This window comes from Streptomyces sp. NPDC091287 (genome assembly GCF_044768525.1).
GTDB lineage: Bacteria > Actinomycetota > Actinomycetes > Streptomycetales > Streptomycetaceae > Streptomyces.
Map to the genome: position 1 here is coordinate 105,717 of NZ_JBIVUV010000019.1, position 19,735 is coordinate 125,451.

Annotated in this window: 21 protein-coding genes; 9 read left to right on the forward strand and 12 right to left on the reverse strand. The window is 70.0% G+C overall.

The window, feature by feature from the left end; all coding sequences use genetic code 11:
• Positions 1–15: 15 nt before the first annotated feature.
• From ACIQRW_RS29310 to ACIQRW_RS29320, 3 genes are all read right to left on the reverse strand, one after another.
• Positions 16–750, reverse strand: a complete 735-nt coding sequence (locus ACIQRW_RS29310) for a hypothetical protein (RefSeq protein ID WP_403765651.1) — start codon at positions 748–750, stop codon at positions 16–18.
• 266 nt (positions 751–1,016) lie between these two features.
• Positions 1,017–1,445 (reverse strand): hypothetical protein, encoded by a 429-nt coding sequence (locus ACIQRW_RS29315; RefSeq protein WP_403765654.1) that lies wholly within the window; start codon positions 1,443–1,445, stop codon positions 1,017–1,019.
• An 88-nt stretch (positions 1,446–1,533) separates the two neighbouring features.
• Complete coding sequence (locus tag ACIQRW_RS29320; RefSeq protein ID WP_403765657.1) at positions 1,534–3,174, reverse strand: protein kinase; 1,641 nt, start codon at positions 3,172–3,174, stop codon at positions 1,534–1,536.
• 337 nt (positions 3,175–3,511) lie between these two features.
• Here ACIQRW_RS29320 and ACIQRW_RS29325 point away from each other — a divergent pair, with 337 nt between their 5' ends.
• Complete coding sequence (locus ACIQRW_RS29325; RefSeq protein WP_403765660.1) at positions 3,512–5,104, forward strand: protein kinase; 1,593 nt, start codon at positions 3,512–3,514, stop codon at positions 5,102–5,104.
• A gap of 86 nt (positions 5,105–5,190) precedes the next feature.
• Here ACIQRW_RS29325 and ACIQRW_RS29330 read toward each other — a convergent pair whose 3' ends face one another.
• The 3 genes from ACIQRW_RS29330 to ACIQRW_RS29340 all read right to left on the reverse strand — a co-directional run bounded on the left by ACIQRW_RS29330 (position 5,191) and on the right by ACIQRW_RS29340 (position 7,604).
• The gene (locus tag ACIQRW_RS29330; protein ID WP_403765903.1) at positions 5,191–6,219 is read right to left on the reverse strand and encodes a phosphotransferase; all 1,029 of its coding nucleotides are present in this window, start codon (positions 6,217–6,219) and stop codon (positions 5,191–5,193) included.
• Between the two features lie 169 nt (positions 6,220–6,388).
• Complete coding sequence (locus tag ACIQRW_RS29335; protein WP_403765663.1) at positions 6,389–6,856, reverse strand: pyridoxamine 5'-phosphate oxidase family protein; 468 nt, start codon at positions 6,854–6,856, stop codon at positions 6,389–6,391.
• Between the two features lie 88 nt (positions 6,857–6,944).
• The gene (locus ACIQRW_RS29340; protein ID WP_403765666.1) at positions 6,945–7,604 is read right to left on the reverse strand and encodes a response regulator; all 660 of its coding nucleotides are present in this window, start codon (positions 7,602–7,604) and stop codon (positions 6,945–6,947) included.
• A gap of 347 nt (positions 7,605–7,951) precedes the next feature.
• Here ACIQRW_RS29340 and pdhA point away from each other — a divergent pair, with 347 nt between their 5' ends.
• Genes pdhA through ACIQRW_RS29355 form a run of 3 tightly spaced genes read left to right on the forward strand, consistent with a single transcriptional unit; the run spans position 7,952 to position 11,570 of the window.
• A complete protein-coding gene (gene pdhA, locus ACIQRW_RS29345; protein ID WP_403765669.1) occupies positions 7,952–9,112 on the forward strand; it encodes a pyruvate dehydrogenase (acetyl-transferring) E1 component subunit alpha in 1,161 nt (386 codons plus the stop codon).
• 2 nt (positions 9,113–9,114) lie between these two features.
• Positions 9,115–10,095: an alpha-ketoacid dehydrogenase subunit beta gene (locus ACIQRW_RS29350; RefSeq protein ID WP_403765672.1), complete on the forward strand. Its 981-nt coding sequence runs from the start codon at positions 9,115–9,117 to the stop codon at positions 10,093–10,095.
• A gap of 11 nt (positions 10,096–10,106) precedes the next feature.
• Positions 10,107–11,570 carry a dihydrolipoamide acetyltransferase family protein gene (locus ACIQRW_RS29355; RefSeq protein WP_403765675.1) on the forward strand — a complete coding sequence of 488 codons (1,464 nt, stop codon included), beginning with the start codon at positions 10,107–10,109 and terminating at the stop codon, positions 11,568–11,570.
• A 59-nt stretch (positions 11,571–11,629) separates the two neighbouring features.
• Here ACIQRW_RS29355 and ACIQRW_RS29360 read toward each other — a convergent pair whose 3' ends face one another.
• A complete protein-coding gene (locus ACIQRW_RS29360; RefSeq protein WP_403765678.1) occupies positions 11,630–12,058 on the reverse strand; it encodes an ATP-binding protein in 429 nt (142 codons plus the stop codon).
• Between the two features lie 244 nt (positions 12,059–12,302).
• On the opposite strand from ACIQRW_RS29360, the gene ACIQRW_RS29365 reads away from it, so the two are divergent.
• From ACIQRW_RS29365 to ACIQRW_RS29375, 3 genes are read left to right on the forward strand one after another with little or no spacing between them, the layout of a single operon-like run.
• Positions 12,303–13,181: a helix-turn-helix domain-containing protein gene (locus tag ACIQRW_RS29365; RefSeq protein ID WP_403765681.1), complete on the forward strand. Its 879-nt coding sequence runs from the start codon at positions 12,303–12,305 to the stop codon at positions 13,179–13,181.
• A gap of 2 nt (positions 13,182–13,183) precedes the next feature.
• The gene (locus ACIQRW_RS29370) at positions 13,184–13,369 is read left to right on the forward strand and encodes a DUF397 domain-containing protein (RefSeq protein ID WP_403765684.1); all 186 of its coding nucleotides are present in this window, start codon (positions 13,184–13,186) and stop codon (positions 13,367–13,369) included.
• Between the two features lie 36 nt (positions 13,370–13,405).
• Positions 13,406–13,594, forward strand: a complete 189-nt coding sequence (locus ACIQRW_RS29375; protein WP_403765687.1) for a DUF397 domain-containing protein — start codon at positions 13,406–13,408, stop codon at positions 13,592–13,594.
• Positions 13,595–13,669: 75 nt separating this feature from the next.
• Here ACIQRW_RS29375 and ACIQRW_RS29380 read toward each other — a convergent pair whose 3' ends face one another.
• From ACIQRW_RS29380 to ACIQRW_RS29400, 5 genes are all read right to left on the reverse strand, one after another.
• Entirely contained in the window at positions 13,670–14,569 is a 900-nt protein-coding gene (locus ACIQRW_RS29380; protein WP_359616148.1) for a serine hydrolase, read from the reverse strand.
• A gap of 84 nt (positions 14,570–14,653) precedes the next feature.
• Positions 14,654–15,328: a cation diffusion facilitator family transporter gene (locus tag ACIQRW_RS29385; RefSeq protein ID WP_403765691.1), complete on the reverse strand. Its 675-nt coding sequence runs from the start codon at positions 15,326–15,328 to the stop codon at positions 14,654–14,656.
• Positions 15,328–15,663: a helix-turn-helix transcriptional regulator gene (locus tag ACIQRW_RS29390; RefSeq protein WP_003967954.1), complete on the reverse strand. Its 336-nt coding sequence runs from the start codon at positions 15,661–15,663 to the stop codon at positions 15,328–15,330. Before ACIQRW_RS29390 ends, ACIQRW_RS29385 begins: the two co-directional genes overlap by 1 nt.
• A 99-nt stretch (positions 15,664–15,762) precedes the next feature.
• A complete protein-coding gene (locus tag ACIQRW_RS29395) occupies positions 15,763–16,236 on the reverse strand; it encodes a hypothetical protein (RefSeq protein ID WP_403765694.1) in 474 nt (157 codons plus the stop codon).
• Positions 16,237–16,240: 4 nt separating this feature from the next.
• On the reverse strand, positions 16,241–17,551 hold the full coding sequence (locus ACIQRW_RS29400; protein ID WP_403765697.1) for an AAA family ATPase: 1,311 nt from the start codon (positions 17,549–17,551) through the stop codon (positions 16,241–16,243).
• A gap of 112 nt (positions 17,552–17,663) precedes the next feature.
• On the opposite strand from ACIQRW_RS29400, the gene ACIQRW_RS29405 reads away from it, so the two are divergent.
• Both ACIQRW_RS29405 and ACIQRW_RS29410 read left to right on the forward strand, forming a co-directional pair.
• A complete protein-coding gene (locus ACIQRW_RS29405) occupies positions 17,664–18,347 on the forward strand; it encodes a GntR family transcriptional regulator (RefSeq protein ID WP_403765700.1) in 684 nt (227 codons plus the stop codon).
• Positions 18,344–19,654, forward strand: coding sequence for a nitrate/nitrite transporter (locus ACIQRW_RS29410; protein ID WP_403765703.1), 1,311 nt, complete (start codon positions 18,344–18,346; stop codon positions 19,652–19,654). The genes ACIQRW_RS29405 and ACIQRW_RS29410 overlap by 4 nt, the downstream gene beginning before the upstream one ends.
• Positions 19,655–19,735 lie beyond the last annotated feature (81 nt).

The following is a 19,735-nucleotide window of genomic DNA, read 5'->3' on the forward strand; positions in this document are numbered from 1 at the left end:
AGGGGCTCGCGACGCTCAGTTCGCCCGGCGCATACGGAATGCGAGGAAGCCGAGTCCCAGCCCGACCAGCGCGATGCCCGTACCGAGCGAGACCTGCTGCACCCGGCGTACGGACGCGGCGTCCAGAGCCTGTCCGGACCGGGGCCCCGGATCGGTGAAGGCGCTGGGCGGCGGAGTGGAAGCGGGCAGGTCAACCGGTTCTACGAAGTCCGTGTCGGGCTCGTCCTCCGGCACCGGCTCCTCGGCCCGCGCCAGCTCCAGCGGTGTCAGCGAACGCCCGGGACGCGCCTTGCCCGCCCCGGCCTCGCGCCCGGCCAGGGGGGCGGTCGACCCGGATACGTCGGGGGAAGCGGAAGGGGAGGAGGAGGCGGAGCCCGGCGAGTCGGCCCCGGGCCCGGCGGGTGCCTGCGCCCCGTGCCCGGTCGCTGCCGGGGATGCCAGGGCCGGGCCGGTTCCCGACGCTCCGGAGACCGGGACGCCGGACCGCAGGGGCAGGGCGGAGGGGAGCACCGAGGGGGACGCGGAGCCCGACGGCACGGGCCGTGGCGCTGCCGGACGGGCAGGGGCCGCGGACGGGGTTGCGGCGGGGCTCGACGTCCCGGAGCCGGGGGCGGTGGCGGTGCGGGACGGGCCCTCGGGCGCCGGTGAACCGTGGGCGGAGCCGCCCAGCGGCCCCAGCGCCACTCCGGCGGCCGCCATCAGACAGACCGCACACCTCGACGACCATGCGCCCGGAAGTCCTGGAGCCATGAGATCAGCGTCACACGGGCCCCCTCATCCGGCATCCCGGACGCGGTATCCGGAAATACGGGGATCGGTACCGGCCGATTGCGGAGGAGTGTGGCCCGAAAATGATCAGAGATGGGCACAGGGGATGTCGGGGCCCTGTGCCCATCGCTCGCCTCACCATGATTGAACCCAGGGGGCAGTGAACGCTATTACCCCCGGCCATCCGGCAACCCGCCGACCCTGCGTGTCGCCCCTCCGCATCCCTGGCTTTGTCGTCTGCCTTTCGACTATGCGAGGGTGTTGGGCTTCCAGCCGCTGTACGAACAGTTGAGAAGGTCGTCGCCCTCAGCTCTGCACACCTGGAGCCGCACCTGCGCGATTCCTTGGGGGTCGCTGAGGGTTGTGGTCCAGGTCGGCTGGGCGCCCTTACCGCCGTAGTTCATCCGCCAAGGCCAGTTGGCCACCGTTCCATTGCTGCGCTTGGTGATGACCCGCAGCCGGGCGTGGTGGCCGTCAGCCAGAAGGTCGACAGACCTCAAATCGATCTTGTCTGCATAGGTTCGGCTGGCAAATCTGATGGTTGCATCGCCATAGGCTCCTGGGGTCTCGGCTGACAGAACAGCGCCAGGGGCTGCCGCCGCCGAGGTTGCCGTGGCCATGGTCAGGAATGCAGCTGATGCTGCGACGAACAGTATGGACTTGTTGCGGGAAAGCACCGGACCTCCAGATTCGAAAAATCATTCGAGTATAGGAGGAGGGGGTGATCATCGGCTGCCAGGAACCGGCCAAGTGATGTGAACTGAATCAGGACGGTCGGCCCGTGGAAATCTGCAGCTCGAAGTGGGCGCCGCGTTCGGGGATCGCGGCGCCGGAGGACGGGAACTGCCCCACGACCTGGCCCTCGGCGTAGGTGTTGCCCTTCTCCTCTATCTCCTTGATCGTCCACCCGGCGGCGGCCGCGCACGCCTTCGCCGACAGGATGTCCTTGTAGACGAAGTTCGGTGCCCGGACCTTCGCCGGGTCGTTGGAGTCCTCGGAGGCATCCGTGCACTCCGTGGTCTTCATCGTCCGGTTGCGCTCCGGCGGGCGGTATCCCTCCACCTCGCTGGTGCCCGGGTCGCCGCCCTTGCCCGCCTCGTCGTCCTTGCCGCCCTGGAGGGCGATCGCGGTGATCAGGCCGCCGATGGCCAGCAGCGCGACGACGATCGAACCGACGACGACCGGCATGTTCCGCTTCGCGCCGCCACCGGCGGCGGTGCCCACGGCCGTCGAGTGCTGGGGGCTGATCGAGTACGGCGGCGGGGTCTGGTGGGCCAGGGGGCCCGGGGTCTGATAGCCCTGGGCCGACTGCGGGTAGCCGTAGCTCGGCGTGGGCGCCGGGGTCGGCTGGCTGTACGGGCCCGGCTGGTGGGGCTGCTGCTGCGGATGCGGCTGGTACGGCGTCTGGACGCTCTGGGGCGCCGGGGTGCTCTGGTCGACCGGCGGGAACACCGCGGAGCCGACACCGGAGCCGCTGTTGGCGGGCCCGCCGCCGGCCACGATCACGGGGGCGCCGGTCTGGCCTCCGGTGGCGTTCAGCACGCGGGCGATCTCGTCGCGCATCGCGGCGGCGCTGGGGAAGCGCTCGTTCGGGTTCTTCTTGAGCGCACGGGCGACGAGGGCGTCCATCGCCGGGGTGACCGACCGGTTGATGGTGGACGGCGCGACCGGCTCCTCCTGCACATGCGCGTACGCGATGGCCAGCGGCGAGTCCGCGTCGAACGGGATCCGGCCGGTGAGCAGCTGGAAGAGCATGATGCCGACCGAGTACAGGTCGGACCGGGCGTCGACGCCGCGGCCGAGGGCCTGCTCGGGGGAGAGGTACTGCGGGGTGCCGACGACCATGCCGGTCTGCGTCATCGAGGTGACACCGGACTGCATGGCACGGGCGATGCCGAAGTCCATGACCTTGACGATGCCGCGCTTGGTCATCATCACGTTGCCGGGCTTGATGTCCCGGTGGACCAGGCCCATCTCGTGGCTGGTCTCCAGCGCGGCGAGCACGTCCGCCGTCACCTTGAGGGCCTTGTCGGCGGGCATCGCGCCATGACTGCGGATGTCGGCGGCCAGCACCGAGCCGAGCGGCTGCCCCTCGACGTACTCCATGACGATGTACGGCATCAGCGCACCGCCGAGCTCGTCCTCGCCGGTGTCGAAGACGGAGACGATGTTGGTGTGCTGGAGCTTGGCGACGGCCTGCGCCTCACGCCGGAAGCGCTCGCGGAAGGACTGCTCGCGGCCGAGCTCCGTGTGCAGGGTCTTGATCGCGACCTGGCGGTCGAGGGCGGAGTCGTAGGCCAGGTATACGGACGCCATCCCGCCCTCGCCGAGCAGGTCGCGCAGCTGGTAGCGGCCGCCCGCGACCGCCCCGCCCGCGTAGCGGCCCTGTGCGCCGTCCTGGCTCATGACTTGCATCCCCCTCGGCGGCGCGCGGTCGCACGCGGTGTATCTGTCTGATGTGTTTGCGTGCGACGCGGTTCCGTACAACGCGATTACGCGCCAAGTCTGCCGCAGGGGTCCGGCACGTCAAGCCGGGTGCCCGTTCCGTGACCCTACGCACAAGAAGCGTCTCGGAAGCGTTACAGGAAACGCATCAAATCCATGTGTAGGACGCGCCGGGCGGTCCGATGATCCTGCCGCAGCGGAACCGTGGTGTCCGGCGGAGGCTGTAGCGTGACGCTGCAATGCAGCAAGGCACCGTGAGAACCCGCGGACGCGCGGACAGATACGACGGCGAGGACTGATGGCACCCGATTCCGAAGCAAACGGCGGCGGAGTTTCGGATGGCTCCGACGCCTGGGGTGTCGGCGGCGTCGTCGGTGACGGACGCTACCGGATGACCTACCGGCTCGGCCGGGGCGGCATGGCGGAGGTCTACGCGGCGGAGGACGTCCGGCTCGGACGTACGGTCGCCGTGAAGCTGCTCCGTTCCGACCTGGCCGAGGATCCGGTCTCCAAGGCGCGCTTCACCCGCGAGGCACAGTCCGTCGCGGGCCTCAACCACCACGCGATCGTCGCCGTGTACGACTCCGGCGAGGACGTCGTGGGCGGCCAGACCGTCCCGTACATCGTGATGGAGCTGGTCGAGGGCCGCACCATCCGCGATCTGCTCCTGACCGCGGAGGCCCCGCCTCCCGAGCAGGCGCTGATCATCGTCTCGGGGGTGCTCGAAGCCCTCGCGTACTCGCACCAGCACGGCATCGTGCACCGCGACATCAAGCCCGCCAACGTGATCATCACGGAGTCGGGCGCGGTCAAGGTGATGGACTTCGGCATCGCCCGCGCGCTGCACGGCGCGCAGTCGACGATGACCCAGACCGGCATGGTCATGGGCACCCCGCAGTACCTCTCCCCCGAGCAGGCGCTCGGCAAGGCCGTCGACCACCGCTCCGACCTGTACGCCACCGGCTGCCTGCTCTACGAACTGCTGGCGCTGCGGCCCCCGTTCACCGGCGAGACCCCGCTCTCGGTGGTCTACCAGCACGTCCAGGACATCCCGGTGCCGCCGTCCGAGGTCTCGGACGTGGTGCCGCCGGAGCTGGACGGGATGGCGATGCGCGCGCTGGCGAAGGACCCGGACGACCGGTTCCAGAGCGCCGAGGAGATGCGCGGGCTCGTCCAGTACAGCCTGCAGATGCTCCAGGTGCAGGGCGGCCACACGGGCACGTGGAACACCGGCCCGGTCGCGCTGCACGAGGGGGGCCAGACCCCGCCGCACGGCATGTCCGGCTCCACCCGCGCGATGGGCCACCCGATGCACGGGGACACCTCGCAGGGCCCGATCCTGCCGCCGTACAACCCGGACGACGGGGGCTACGACGGTGGCGGCCGGCGCTCCGGCGGACGCGGCAAGATGTGGCTCTTCGTCCTGCTCGCGCTGATCGCGATCGGCGCGGGGGTCGCCTTCGCCGTCAACGCCGCGAACGACAGCGGCGGGAAGAAGGATCCGGTCACCCCGTCCCCCTCGGTCAGCCAGTCCGAGAAGGAGGAGCCCTCGGAGTCGCCGTCCGAGGAGGAGGAGAGTGACGAGCCTGAGGACCCGGACACCTCCTCCACCGGCGGTCAGACGCAGCCGAATCCGCCGCCGTACAACCCGGACCCGACCCCGAGCGAGCCCTCGTTCACCCCGTCCCCGGACCCGACCGGCACGGATCCCGGGACATCGGACGGCAACACCAACGAGGGCAGCAGCGGCGAGCCCACCGGTGAGCCGACCGACCCGACCACCGACCCCGGCACCCCGGGCGGACCCGGCGGCGACGACGGCGGGGCCGGCGACGACGGCGGTACGGGCACGACGCCCGGCGAGACGGCGCTCGGCGCCACGACGGGGTAGAACGCGCCACCGCACCACCGCACCACCCCCTGAGCCCGGCGTGCGCCCTCGTGGCGCGCGCCGGGCTCACGCGTGGGGCAACCGCTTCACTCCGTGAAGGACGCGCACACCGCCTCGTACTCCCGCGTCCACCACACCGCCAGGGCCGACACCGCGGGGAACTGCGGGTCGGCCCTGCGGTCGTCGAGGCGATAGCGCCAGCGGAGTATCCAGAAGTCGTTGAGCCGCTCCCACCACACGCGGTGCACTGCGGCCGCCAACTCCGCGGCCCCCGCCCCGGCGGCCCGCCGGTACGCGCGGGCGTACGCCCGTACCTTGGCGAGGTCCAGCTCCCCGGCCGGCCGGACGAAGAAGATCGCCGCCGCCCGTACCGCCTCCTCGGCGCGCGGCTGTACGGCCAGCCGGTCCCAGTCCACGATCGCGACCGGGTCGGCGCCCCGGTAGAGCAGGTTCAGCGGGTGGAAGTCCCCGTGCACCCAGCCGGTGGCGGGACCGTCCGGAGTGGGCGGGCGGCGGTGGGAGTGCTGTTCGAGCAGGGCGCGGCGCTCCACGAGCCGGTGCACGGCGAGTTCGTCGAAGGCGTCGCGGGGGGCGTCCCGCCCGCCCCCGCGCGCGGCGGCCAGCAGGTCGTCGATCAGCGCGAAGGTGTCGGCGGCGTCCGGGCTGCGGTTCCCCGGCCGGGCGGGCGGGCTCACCGGATGCGGGCTGTCGCGCGGCGCCATCACCTGTTCCAGGCCGGTGTGCACGGTCCCCAGGAGCGCACCGAGCCGACGCGTCTGGGAGAGGGTCAGCTCGGAGCCGACGCGGTGGAGGCCGTCGACCCAGGGGTGCAGGGCGTAGCACCGTTCGCCGATCACGGTGACGGTGTCGCCCCGGGTGTCCGTCAGGGGCGGGACGACGGGAACGCCGAGCGACTGCAGGCGCTGGGTGGCGCGGTGCTGGCGCACGATCGCGGCGCGTTCGCCGCTGGTGTCGCCCAGGTGCTTCTTGTCGAGATGGTGCTTGAGGAAGTAGGACCCGCTCGTGGTGGAGACGCGGTATCCGTGGTTCAGCAGGCCCTTGGTGATCGGCTCGCAGGCGAGCGGCTCGCCCACGTTCGGGTAACGGCGCAGCACCTCGCCGACCGGGGGAACAGGTGGACGAGTGACATATGAGCGCGGCACTTACCAGATGTTAGATCACTCTGCGTGGCCGCTCGGCGGAGTTGCGGTCACGCCCGGAGGTGCGCTAGAGGACGTCCCCCAGGAGCTGGGGCTGCCGGACACCCCCTGGGGCCTCGATACCTCAGAAGTTCAGCGTGTGCTCCGTGACGAAGTGCGGATCGACCCGGAGGTAGGCCGGCGCGAAGGGCTCCCCGTTGACGGAGACGGGCGCGGCGCCGAACAGTCGCTCCTGCTCGGGGCAGGGGTGCACGATCTCGGCGGGGCCGGTGAACTGCACCGACCAGAGGTCGCCGCCGTCGCCGCAGGCCGCGTCGTTGTAGTTGTCCGCGCCGTACGCCACGACGCTCCCGTCGCACGCCTCGTGGTGGCCGAAGCCGCTGTGCATCCGCAGCAGGATGCGGCCGTCGCACACGATGTGCCGGGCCACCGTCAGGAACGGCAGGGCCCGCATGCTGGTCGCGAGGCGACCGTACGGGACGCGGCGGAGCAGTTCGATGGGCTCGGCGCTCCGGATCGGACCGGTCCGCTCGATCGTGCCGGTCGCGGCCCGCCGGATCGTCCCGGTCGCGGGGAGTTCGTCGAAGGACATGGATTCCACTGTCCCCCGACCGTAGGGGGAGCGTAAGAGTCGCCTGCCCCGGGTGGCCCGGGACCAAAGTCCCTGCGAGCGAGGAGACTCAGCGGCGTTCGGCCTGGAGCCGCGCGACGTACGCGGCGGCCTGCGAGCGGCGCTCCATGCCCAGCTTGGACAGCAGGCTGGAGACGTAGTTCTTGATGGTCTTCTCGGCGAGGTGCAGACGCTCCCCGATGACCCGGTTGGTCAGGCCCTCGCCGATCAGGTCCAGGATCTTGCGTTCCTGTTCGGTGAGGCCGGCGAGCTTGTCGTCGCCCTTGCCGTTTCCGCCGTCGCGCAGCCGCTCCAGCACCCGGGCGGTCGCCACCGGATCGAGCAGGGACTTTCCGGCCGCCACGTCCCGTACGGCATTCAGCAGCTCATTGCCGCGGATCGCCTTCAGCACATATCCCGACGCGCCCGCCATGATCGCGTCGAAAAGCGCCTCGTCATCGGCGTACGAGGTGAGCATCAGGCATTTGATGTTCTCGTCCTGGGAACGGACTTCCCGGCACACCTCCACACCGCTGCCGTCCGGCAGCCGCACGTCGAGCACCGCCACATCGGGACGCGTCGCCGGGATCCGCGCCAGGGCGTCCGCGGCCGTACCGGCCTCGCCGACCACCTCGATGTCCGCCTCGACGGAGAGCAGCTCATGGACGCCACGCCGGACGACCTCGTGATCATCGAGCAGAAATACCGTGATTTTTCCATCTTCGCGCACGATCGCAGTCTCACACACTCGCCTCCCCTCCGCTCTTCCCTGGCGCTGATCCGCGGGATAACGTGCCGTTGTTCCGGCGTCCTGCAAGGCTGTTTCCAGTGCCCTGACCAGCAGAGCTTCGCGATTTTTTCGATTTACTTGGAAATCCAAGCAAAATCGCAGGTCAGATAGGGTTTCGCAGTTCTGCGACGCTGTGGGTAACGTGCCTATGACAGGGCACTCGCCGGGGCACCTGTCACGCCTGACTCCGGCCGACCGGCACCCACCCCGTGCACGGCTCCGGATCCAGGCGAGCCGCACTGGTTCCCGGCAGACCCCGGGGGCCGGACCGACGGAGGAGCACGCACGTGACCGTGGAGAGCACTGCCGCCGCGCGTAAACCGCGACGCGCCAGTAAGCGGACCAGCGCCGCGAAGAAGCCGCAGAGTTCCGAGCCCCAGCTCGTACAGCTGCTGACGCCCGAGGGCGAGCGCGTCGAGCACCCGGACTACAGCATCGACCTGAGCGCCGACGAGCTGCGCGGCCTGTACCGGGACATGGTCCTCACCCGCCGCTTCGACGCCGAGGCGACCGCCCTCCAGCGCCAGGGCGAGCTGGGCCTGTGGGCCTCGCTGCTCGGCCAGGAGGCCGCCCAGATCGGCAGCGGCCGGGCCCTGCGCGACGACGACTACGTCTTCCCGACCTATCGGGAGCACGGGGTCGCCTGGTGTCGCGGCGTCGACCCGACCAACCTGCTCGGCATGTTCCGCGGGGTGAACCACGGCGGCTGGGACCCGAACAGCAACAACTTCCACCTGTACACGATCGTCATCGGCTCGCAGACGCTGCACGCCACCGGCTACGCCATGGGCGTCGCCAAGGACGGCGCGGACTCCGCCGTGATCGCGTACTTCGGTGACGGGGCCTCCAGCCAGGGCGACGTCGCCGAGTCGTTCACCTTCTCCGCGGTCTACAACGCCCCGGTCGTCTTCTTCTGCCAGAACAACCAGTGGGCCATCTCCGAGCCCACCGAGCGCCAGACCCGCGTGCCGCTCTACCAGCGCGCCCAGGGCTACGGCTTCCCCGGTGTCCGCGTCGACGGCAACGACGTCCTCGCCTGCCTGGCCGTCACCCGCTCTGCGCTGGAGCGCGCGCGCCGGGGCGAGGGCCCGACCCTGGTCGAGGCGTTCACCTACCGGATGGGCGCCCACACCACCTCCGACGACCCGACGAAGTACCGGGCCGACGAGGAGCGGGCCGCGTGGGAGGCCAAGGACCCGATCCTGCGGCTGCGCGCCTACCTGGAGAAGTCCGGCCACGCCGACGAGGCGTTCTTCACCGAGCTGGAGGCGGAGAGCGAGACCCTCGGCAAGCGGGTGCGGGAGGCGGTGCGGGCGATGCCCGACCCGGACCCGATGGCCCTGTTCGAGCACGGCTACGCCGACGGCAACTCCCTCGTGGACGAGGAGCGGGCCCAGTTCGCCGCCTACCAGGCATCGTTCGCCGACTCTGCCGAGGAGGGCAAGTAGCCATGGCCGTGGAAAAGATGTCCATCGCGAAAGCGCTCAACGAGTCGCTCCGCCTCGCCCTCGACAACGACCCCAAGGTCCTCATCATGGGTGAGGACGTCGGCAAGCTCGGCGGCGTCTTCCGCATCACCGACGGACTCCAGAAGGACTTCGGCGAGGACCGGGTGATCGACACCCCGCTCGCCGAGTCCGGCATCGTCGGCACGGCGATCGGTCTGGCCCTGCGCGGCTACCGCCCGATCGTCGAGATCCAGTTCGACGGCTTCGTCTTCCCCGCGTACGACCAGATCGTCACGCAGCTCGCCAAGATGCACGCCCGCGCGCTCGGCAAGATCAAGCTGCCGGTCGTCGTGCGCATCCCGTACGGCGGCGGCATCGGCGCGGTCGAGCACCACAGCGAGTCCCCCGAGGCGCTCTTCGCGCACGTGGCGGGCCTGAAGGTGGTCTCGCCGTCCAACGCGAGCGATGCCTACTGGATGATGCAGCAGGCCGTCCAGAGTGACGACCCGATCATCTTCTTCGAGCCCAAGCGGCGTTACTGGGACAAGGGCGAGGTCGACACCGAGTCCATCCCCGGCCCGCTGCACAAGGCCGTCCGCGTCCGCGAGGGCAGCGACCTCACGCTCGTCGCGTACGGGCCGATGGTGAAGGTCTGCCTGGAAGCGGCCGCGGCCGCCCAGGAGGAGGGCAAGTCGATCGAGGTCCTGGACCTGCGCTCGATGTCCCCGATCGACTTCGACGCCATCCAGACGTCGGCGGAGAAGACCGGCCGGGTCGTGGTCGTCCACGAGGCGCCCGTCTTCTACGGCTCCGGCGCGGAGATCGCCGCCCGGATCACCGAGCGCTGCTTCTACCACCTCGAAGCGCCCGTGCTGCGGGTCGGCGGCTACCACGTCCCCTACCCGCCGGCCCGGCTGGAGGACGAGTATCTGCCCGGCCTGGACCGGGTGCTCGACGCCGTCGACCGCTCGCTGGCGTTCTGAGGAGAGGGTTCGTGACGACGATGACCGAAACGTCTGCTCGTTTCCGTGAGTTCAAGATGCCCGACGTGGGCGAAGGACTGACCGAGGCCGAGATCCTCAAGTGGTTCGTCCAGCCCGGCGACACCGTCACCGACGGCCAGGTCGTGTGCGAGGTCGAGACCGCGAAGGCGGCCGTCGAGCTGCCGATCCCGTTCGACGGGGTGGTGCACGAGCTGCGCTCCCCCGAGGGCACGACCGTCGACGTCGGCCAGGTGATCATCGCGATCGACGTGGCCCCGGGCAGCGGCGACGCGCCTGCTCCGGCCCCGGCCGCTCCGGCCCAGGAGCCGGTGGAGGCCGCGCCCGCCGACTCCGGTGACGCGCCGAAGGGCCGTACGCCGGTCCTGGTGGGCTACGGCGTCGCCGAGTCCTCCACCAAGCGCCGCCCGCGCAAGGGGGCGACGGCCGCTCCGGAGGCAGCCGCCGTCGCGGCGGCGGTGCAGGCCGAGCTGAACGGGCACGCGGCACCGGCTGCTGCCGCTCCCGCGCCTGCGGTGCCGGCTCAGGCCGGTGCGCCGGACGGAGGGCGTCCGCTCGCCAAGCCCCCGGTCCGCAAGCTCGCCAAGGACCTGGGCATCGACCTGGCGACGGTGGTGCCGACCGGCAAGGACGGCATCATCACCCGCGAGGACGTCCACGCGGCGGCGGCCCCGGCCGCTACGACTCCGGTGGCTGCCCCGGCCCCCTCGCAGGCGGCCCCCGAGGCCCCGGCAGCCGCCGTGGCCTCCGACTCCGCCCGGGAGACCCGTATCCCGGTCAAGGGCGTCCGCAAGGCCATCGCGCAGGCGATGGTGGGCAGCGCGTTCACCGCGCCGCACGTCACCGAGTTCGTCACGGTCGACGTGACGCGCACGATGAAGCTCGTGGCCGAGCTCAAGGAGGACAAGGACATGGCGGGGGTGCGGGTCAACCCGCTCCTGATCATCGCCAAGGCCCTCCTCGTCGCGATCAAGCGGAACCCCGAGGTCAACGCCGCCTGGGACGAGGCCAACCAGGAGATCGTGCAGAAGCACTACGTCAACCTGGGCATCGCGGCGGCCACCCCGCGCGGTCTGATCGTGCCGAACATCAAGGACGCGCACGACAAGACGCTGCCGCAGCTCGCGGCGGCCCTGGGTGAGCTGGTCAGCACGGCCCGGGACGGCAAGACGTCCCCGGCGGCGATGGCGGGCGGCACGGTGACCATCACCAACGTCGGCGTCTTCGGCGTCGACACCGGTACGCCGATCCTCAACCCGGGCGAGTCCGCGATCCTGGCGGTCGGCGCGATCAAGCTCCAGCCGTGGGTCCACAAGGGCAAGGTGAAGCCGCGTCAGGTCACCACGCTGGCCCTGTCGTTCGACCACCGCCTGGTCGACGGCGAGCTGGGCTCCAAGGTGCTGGCCGATGTGGCGGCGATCCTGGAACAGCCGAAGCGCCTGATCACCTGGGCGTAGGTGCATTTCCCGGTGGGCCCGTACGTTTCTCCGTACGGGCCCACCGGCATGTCCGGCCCTCACCGCACGGCGAGTTCGGCGAACACGGTCTTCCCCACCGTGCGCGGCTCGACGCCCCAGTCGGAGGCGAGTTGCGCGACGATCAGGAGCCCGCGCCCGTAGGGGTCGTCGGCGTCGGGCCGCCGGATGCTGGGCAGCCGCTCCCCACGCGGATCGCTGACCGCGATACGGAGTACGTGTGCGGTGAGGCTGAGGTGGACCCGGAAGAGCCTCCCCCGGATCGCCCCGTGCAGCAACGCGTTGGTGGCCAACTCACTGACCAGGAGCGCCGCGTCACCGGCGAGGGACGGGTGCCCCCACTGGAGGACGAGCCGGGCGGCGCGGTGCCGGCTGAGGACGACGCTGTGCGCGGTGGGCGTGTAGTCGACGCGGTCCTCGCGGAGGACGGGGTCGGGGGTGGGGGCTGAGATCGCCTGGGCTGCGGTCATGGGCGCGTGCCTCCGGGGTGGGGTGGGCGGTGGCTATGTCGCTGCTGCGGTGCGCCGGGCCGTGATTCTTCGGTTCCGGCACAGGGCAGGGCGGTGCACTTCCGCCGAGTTGGCTCCGCTGTGCTAGCGGCGGAGCACCGAACGTATTGGCCCTTCGTAGATCGATGCAAGTGAAACGGAGACAATTGTCCCCAACGGGTGACGAAGGTCGACGGCTCGCCCCGGGAAGCGGGACACTGAAGCCGTGAATCCAGCGACACCGCAAGGAAACAGGTCGTCAACTGTCCTCGGGCGCAGGCTCGGTAGTGAGCTGCTGCGCCTGCGGGACGCCTCCGGGAAGACACAGCAGCAGGCTGCCCAGGTCATCAGTGCGACCAACTCGAAGATCGTCAAGATGGAACGGGGCTGGGTGCCCATGAGGGACCCGGACATCCGCACGCTCTGCGAGTTCTACGGTCTGGAGGACGCGAAATCCGTCGGGCGGCTGTTGGAGGTTGCCCGGGTGGACCGGGAGCGCCGCAAGGCGAAGGGCTGGTGGAATCAGTACCCGGAGCTGCGTTCGCTGGTCGAGTACGTTGCGCTTGAAGACATCGCGACAGGCGTCCGGACGTGGCAGGGGGCCTTCGTTCCAGGGCTGCTCCAGACGCCGGACTACGCCAGGGCGCTCGCAGTCGGGAACGCGGACTGGGACGACCCGGACGAGATCGAGCGCTTCGTCGAAGCGAAGATCGCACGGCAGGCGCGTCTCTCGGACAGCACTCCGCTGGTGTTGTGGGCGATTGTCGCCGAGGCGGCCCTGCGCCAGCTGGTCGGTGGTCGCGAAGTGATGCGGGCCCAACTGGCTCACTTGGCGGACGCCGCCGCCGAGCCAAATGTCACGGTGCAGGTTGTCCCGTTCCTCGCGGGCTCGCACCCAGGCATGACCAGCGCTTTTAGCATTGTCTCGTTCGCAGAACCTGGTGCGATGGACGTGGTCTACATGGACACGACGTCGTCTACGCTGTGGCTGGAGAGCGAGACGGATGCCGCCCGCCACAACGTCACATTCGGTCGCATCGCCAGAAGCGGACTCGCTCCCCGCGATTCCATCGCTCTCATAGGGCGCATTCGCAAGGAGTTGTAGCTGTGCCCCACTTCGAGTTCGTCCAGTCCAGCTACAGCAGCGGCAACGGCGAGTGCGTCGAAGTGGCCCGCAACATCCCCCGTACCGTCGCCGTCCGCGACTCCAAGCGCCTCGGCGGACCGGTGCTCACCCTCGCGCCCGCCGCCTGGGACGCCTTTACGGCCGACCTGCGTCGCCGGCAGCCGTGACCGCTCATGGGCCAGCATCGCCAAGGAGATGGACATATGGGTGTCTTTCGATTCTTCAGGTCCAGCTACAGCGGCGGCAACGCCGGGCAGGAATGTGTCGAGGTCGCCCGCAACATCCCCCGTACCGTCGCCGTCCGCGACTCCAAGCGCCTCGGCGGACCCGTCCTCACCCTCGCCCCCGCCGCCTGGGACGCCTTCACGGCCGACCTGCGCCGGCAGCCGTAAGCCTCGGCGCGGCGAAGGGGCCCGGCCCGCACACTCCGTGCGGGCCGGGCCCCTTCGCCGTACAACGCGTGCGGGCTACTTCTTGAACCCGTAGTCCATCAGCTTCTTCGCGTCGGCGGTGCGGTTCGCCTCGGAGGACGACGTCAGCACCGTGCCGATGACCGTCTTGCCCTTGCGGGTCGCGGCGAAGACCAGGCAGTACTTGGCGGTCGGGCCGGAGCCGGTCTTGACGCCGATGTCGCCGCTGTAGCTGCTGAGCATCTTGTTGGTGTTGCTCCACGACATGTAGCGGTAGCCACCGCTCTTCGTGGTCACCTTCTGCTTCGTCGACTTGGTCTTGACGATCGAGCGGAACGTGGAGTTCTTCATCGCCTTGCTGGCGATCTTCGTCAGGTCACGGGGGGTCGAGTAGTTGTTGCCGCCCCCTATGCCGTCGAACGAGTCGAAACGGGTGTTCTTCAGCTTGAGGCTCTTCGCCGTGGCGTTCATCTTGCCGATGAACGACTTCACGCGGGCCGCACGGGTCTTGCCGGAGCCGAACTTGTCGGCCAGGGCGTACGCGGCGTCGCAGCCGGAGGGGAGCATCAGGCCGTAGAGGAGCTGGCCCACGGTGGGCTTGTCGCCGACGATGAGCCGGGCGGACGAGGCGTTCTTCTTGACGATGTAGTCGCTGTACGCCTTCTGGACCGTGACCTTGGATTTCAGGTTCACGTTCTTCTGCGACAGGACCACCAGCGCCGTCATGATCTTGGTGGTGGAGCCCGTGGAACGTCGGGTGTCCGCGGACTTGGTGAAGAGGGTCTTGCCGGTGCCGTTGTTCATCACGAAGCCGCCCTTGGCGACGATCTTCGGAGTCGGCGGCGTGGCGGCGTGCGCCGTGGAGGCGAAGGCGCTGCCCGCGAGCACCGCACCGGCGGTGAGCGTCACGGTGGCCGTGACGGTGACGCGATTGATGCGCTTGATGCCGATATTCAACTGAACGCTCCAAATGCCCCTGATATGCGGCCACATAAGGGTGCCGCTCGGAGGTGAGACTCCTGAGGGCGGGCAATGGATGTGTTACTGATCGGGTGAATTTGCGCAGGCTTGACCATGGGTCGTCGGGGCGCAGCAGCCCTTGCCCTGCCAGGCCTCGCGCCCCTCCTTGACGGCGAGGCCGGCGATGGCGAGGGCGGCGACCGGATCGGCCCAGGTCCAGCCGAGCGTGGCGTTGAGGAGCAGTCCGACCAGCAGCACTGCGGAGAGGTACGTGCACAGCAGGGTCTGCTTGGAGTCGGCGACGGTGGAGGCGGACCCGATCTCGCGTCCCGCCCGCCGCTGGGCGGCCGACAGGAACGGCATGACCGCCAGCGAGAGCGCGGCGATGACGATGCCGAGGGGGGACGGTTCGGCCTCGCCGGTCCCGGTCAGCGTCCGGACCGCGTCGACGGCGACGTAGGCGGCGAGCGCGAAGAACGACACCGCGATGATCCGGAGAGCCGTTCTCTCCCGGGCCTCGCGCACAGCGTGCTCGCGGGCGGAGAACTGCCAGGCGACGGCGGCGGCGGAGGACACCTCGATGACGGAGTCCAGGCCGAAGCCGATCAGGGCGCTGGAGGAGGCCATCGTTCCGGCGGTGAGGGCCACCACCGCCTCGATGACGTTGTAGGCGATGGTGACCGCGACCAGGAGCCGTATCCGCCGGGCGAGCGCGTCCCGGCGGGCCGGGGAGGGGCCGAGGGAGAGCGTGGTCATCAGCAGCAGCCCTTCGTCTCCGCGTCCGGGCAGGTGCGGTCCGACTCGACGGCCACCACCGCGGAGCGCAGGTCGTCCAAGGCGCTGCCGAGGCGTTCGTCGGCCAGTTCGTAGCGTGTCCGGCGGCCGTCCGGCACGGTGACGACCAGGCCGCAGTCGCGCAGGCAGGCCAGGTGGTTGGAGAGCCGGGTGCGGGAGATGCCCAGGGCCTCGGCGAGGTCGGAGGGGTACGCCGGGGCCTCGCGGAGCGCGAGCAGCAGGCGGCAGCGGATCGGGTCGGCGAGCGCGCGGCCGAACCGCGCGAGGACCTCGATGTCGGAAGCGACGGTCAGCATGGGACGGACAGTACAGCTAATCCTGAATTCAGGGAAGTGTGAACTGTCAGGGTTGCCGGGTCGGGCCGGACCGTGCTCAGTGCGGGTGGGGGTTCCCGGTCAGGCGTAGGAGGAGAGCAGTTCGTCGAGCGTCCAGATCGTGGCTCGTACCCCGGACGTCCGGGCGAGATACCGGTCCCGCTCGATGAGGATGTTGAGGTCGCCGCAGCCGAGCTTGTTGCAGGCGTGCTGGATCAGGCTGCTTCCGGTGTTGCCGCCGTTCACCAGGGCCTGGAGATGGGCCGCGTCCCATTCGACCTCGTTGAGCGCCCAGGGTGCCTTGCCCTCGATGACCGTGGTCAGGACCGCGGAGAGCCGCTCCGCGCAGGAACGTCGGGCCCGGCCGTCGGGCAACTGGGCGATGTGGTTGCCCGTTTCGATGATCGCGGTGACCGGCAACAGGAGATCCGTGTCCCGGCGATCACGTTTGCTTTTCAGCTCGTCGATCACCTGTTCGCGGTCTTGGCACTTTCCGGGGACCTCCAGCAGATTGCACAGGATCGACGTGTCGACGAACTCCACCCCCCGGGCCATGACGTCACCCGATCCCGAGAAGTCGGTCGAACTCGGCGTAGTCCTGTTCGCCGCGTTCTTCACGCACCAGTCGGCCTTGGGTTACCACGTCGCCCAGGGGGCCCGCTCCCATCGCCGTGGCGTAGCCGTCGAGCTCGGTGAGTCTCGTCAGAAGGCTGGTGCCCGCCGCACGGTCCCGGGAGCAGACGATGACGCCTTCGTGGTCGTCGCCGCTGAGCGCGGAGAGCAGGGCGGGGCTGTGGGTGGTGATGAGGACCCGGGTCGTGCTCTCGGTTGCCGCTCCCCGTACCAGGCGTAGCACTTCCGCCGCCTGGGACGGATGCAGTCCGTTCTCCAGTTCTTCGATGACGAGAGTGAGTGACCGTTCGATGTCCTCGTCCGGGGTGGGCCCCAGGTCCAGCCCGTCACCACCGGTCAACAGCGAAGTCGTGACCGCGAGGAACCTGAGCATGCCGTCGCTCATCTCGCGGGCCGGGGTGAGTCCCAGCTGCCCTTCGTGGAGTGCGAGCATGACGTCACCCAGTTCCGACCTTGTGACGGCCAGCCGCTCGATGTTGTGATCGGCCAGGCCTCTGAGGAGGCCGACGAGGCTGGTGAATGTCTCCGGGTCGTGCCGCTTGATGTTGCCGATCGCCGCAGAGAGGTTCTCCGCTGTCCTGCGGAGATGGAAATCGCGAGCCGGTACGTACTGCCGCATCAGATGCGGCACGGGGTCGAGATGAAAGGCCCCGGTGAGTGCGGTCAACAGAGCATCGGCTGCCCATACGGTGTCGATCTCGCCCTCACTCTGACCGGGAACACGCAGAGGCAACTGTGAGGTCAGCAGGCGGGTGCTCCGGAAGGGGGCGCTCGGGTTTCGGCCCCGCTTACCGTTGTGCCAGGAGGCGTCGATGTCCGCGCGGTGCGGGATCGGCTCTCCGCTCACGAGGAGAGGGCGTGTGCCGCTCGCAGTCGGACCGGTGAGCCGCTCGTCGATGATCTGGACTTCTGGCTCGACCTGGACCGTCACGTCGAACGTGATGGGCCCGTGCTCCGTACTGACGGTGCAGCCGAGCGAGAACTGGTCCGAGCCGTGCGGTACGCACCCGCCCAGCCCGCCCCGCACCGGACCCGCCGCACTGCGCCGGCTCTCCAGGGCCTCGGTGATGTCATCGCCGCGCGCCAGTCGGGAGAGGACCTCCAGCCCGTCCAGCGCGTTCGACTTTCCGCTGCTGTTGCGCCCGATGAGGACCGTAAGAGGCGCCAGCGGAAGCACCGCGCCGTGGAAGCTCTTGAACGCGGTGAGACGTACCTCTTCGATGGCGTGACCTGTCACCCGCTCAACGTAGCGCACGCAACAGGGCGCGTCTCCGGGGCAGGGAACCCGCCAAGGTCCAGAATCCGGACGCCGGTCCCACATGCGTGCATGTTGTATCTATGCTGTGCGCATGCCTGCCGCGCCCTCCGCCCCCGTACAGCCGCCGATCTCCTCGCTCAAGCGCCCGCCCGCCGCCGAGCGCGTCTACACGCACATCAAGGAAGCCGTCCTGGACCGCCGCTACGAGGGCGGGACGCTGCTCACCGAAGGGGATCTCGCGGAGGCGGTCGGCGTCTCCCGGACGCCCGTGCGCGAGGCGCTGCTGCGGCTGGAGGTCGAGGGGCTGATCAAGCTCTACCCGAAGAAGGGCGCCCTCGTGCTCGCCGTCTCCGCGCAGGAGATCAAGGACGTGGTGGAGACCCGGCTGCTGGTCGAGGAGTTCGCCGCGCGCAAGGCGGTGCCCGCGTCTCCGCAGTTGATCGCCCGGCTGGAGCAGCTCCTCGATGAGCAGCGGCAGTTGGCGGAGGACGGGGACCTGGCCGCCGTGGCGGTCAAGGATCGCTGCTTCCACGCCGAGATCGTGAAGAACGCCGGCAACGAGATCCTCTCCCGCCTCTACGACCAGCTGCGCGACCGTCAGCTGCGGATGGGCGTCGCGGTGATGGAGGCCCACCCCGGCAGGATCGAGGCCAACATCACCGAGCACGGTGAGCTGCTGGAGGCGATCCGCGCCGGGGACGCCGAGGGGGCGGCCCTGGTCGTGCGCCGCCATGTCGGCCGGGTGCGGGTGCTGGTGCGGGGTGAGGACCGGTGAGTTCGGCCGCCACGCCCACCCTTTCGCTGCCCGGTGACCCGCCCGGCGGCCGGCGTGCCGGCTGGATCTGGGGCATCGGGGTCGCCGTCTACTTCGTCGCGATCATCTTCCGTACGAGCCTGGGCGTCGCCGGACTCGACGCCGCCGACCGGTTCGACGTCAACGCCTCGGCGCTGTCCACGTTCTCGATCCTCCAGCTCCTCGTCTACGCGGGCATGCAGATACCCGTCGGCCTGATGGTCGACCGGCTCGGCACCAAGAAGGTCCTGACGATCGGGGCCGTCCTGTTCACCGTCGGGCAGCTCGGCTTCGCGCTCTCCCCCTCGTACGGCATGGCGTTGGCGGCCCGCGCGCTGCTCGGCTGCGGCGACGCGATGACGTTCATCAGCGTGCTGCGGCTCGGCAGCCGCTGGTTCCCGGCCCGGCGCGGACCGCTGATCGGCCAGGTCGCGGCGCTGTTCGGGATGGCGGGCAACCTCGTCTCGACGCTGTTCATCGCGCGGGCGCTGCACAGCTACGGCTGGACCGCGACGTTCGTCGGCAGCTCGCTGGCCGGTGTCGTGGTGCTGGTGCCGCTCCTGCTGTTCCTCAAGGACCACCCCGAGGGCCACGAGCCGCCGCCCGCCGAGCACGCCGGGGCCGCGTACGTCCGCCGGCAGATCGCCGCCGCCTGGCGGGAGCCGGGGACCCGGCTGGGGATGTGGGTGCACTTCACCACCCAGTTCCCGGCGATGGTGTTCCTGCTGCTGTGGGGGATGCCGTTCCTGGTCGAGGCGCAGGGGCTGAGCCGGGGCACGGCGGGCACGCTGCTCACCCTGGTGGTGCTGTCCAACATGGTGGTGGGGCTCGTCTACGGGCAGATCATCGCCCGCCACCACGAGGCAAGGGTCCCCATCGCGCTGGGCACGGTGGCCACGACGGCTCTGCTCTGGGCCTCCGCGATCTTCTACCCGGCCGACCACACGCCGATGTGGCTGCTGGTCGTCCTGTGCGTGGTGCTCGGCGCCTGCGGACCGGCCTCGATGGTCGGCTTCGACTTCGCCCGCCCGGCCAATCCGCCCGAACGTCAGGGCACCGCCTCGGGAATCGTCAACATGGGCGGGTTCATCGCCTCGATGACCACCCTGTTCGCGGTCGGGGTCCTGCTGGACGCCACGGGGGACAACTACCGCGCCGCGTTCGCCTCGGTCTTCGTCCTGGAGGCGCTCGGCGTCACCCAGATCCTGCGGCTGCGCCGCCGGGCGGCGCTCAGGGAACGCGACCACCACGTGGTGAGCCGCGTCGAGGCCGTGCACGTACCGGCTTAGCCGTTCCGTACGCGCTCGGCGGCGCGCCCGTCGCCCATGGTCCGGGACGGGCGCCGCCGGGGCGCTGGGGCGATGTTACGG

Coding starts and splice junctions, on each gene's coding strand:
- ACIQRW_RS29335 (WP_403765663.1), bottom strand. CDS start 6,856: ATGTCCTTCGACGAACTCCCCGCGACCGGGACGATCCGGCGGGCCGCG.
- ACIQRW_RS29385 (WP_403765691.1), bottom strand. CDS start 15,328: ATGACCACGCTCTCCCTCGGCCCCTCCCCGGCCCGCCGGGACGCGCTC.
- ACIQRW_RS29390 (WP_003967954.1), bottom strand. CDS start 15,663: ATGCTGACCGTCGCTTCCGACATCGAGGTCCTCGCGCGGTTCGGCCGC.
- ACIQRW_RS29360 (WP_403765678.1), bottom strand. CDS start 12,058: ATGACCGCAGCCCAGGCGATCTCAGCCCCCACCCCCGACCCCGTCCTC.
- ACIQRW_RS29395 (WP_403765694.1), bottom strand. CDS start 16,236: ATGGCCCGGGGGGTGGAGTTCGTCGACACGTCGATCCTGTGCAATCTG.
- ACIQRW_RS29325 (WP_403765660.1), top strand. CDS start 3,512: ATGGCACCCGATTCCGAAGCAAACGGCGGCGGAGTTTCGGATGGCTCC.
- ACIQRW_RS29320 (WP_403765657.1), bottom strand. CDS start 3,174: ATGAGCCAGGACGGCGCACAGGGCCGCTACGCGGGCGGGGCGGTCGCG.
- ACIQRW_RS29405 (WP_403765700.1), top strand. CDS start 17,664: ATGCCTGCCGCGCCCTCCGCCCCCGTACAGCCGCCGATCTCCTCGCTC.
- ACIQRW_RS29375 (WP_403765687.1), top strand. CDS start 13,406: ATGGGTGTCTTTCGATTCTTCAGGTCCAGCTACAGCGGCGGCAACGCC.
- ACIQRW_RS29310 (WP_403765651.1), bottom strand. CDS start 750: ATGGCTCCAGGACTTCCGGGCGCATGGTCGTCGAGGTGTGCGGTCTGT.
- ACIQRW_RS29350 (WP_403765672.1), top strand. CDS start 9,115: ATGGCCGTGGAAAAGATGTCCATCGCGAAAGCGCTCAACGAGTCGCTC.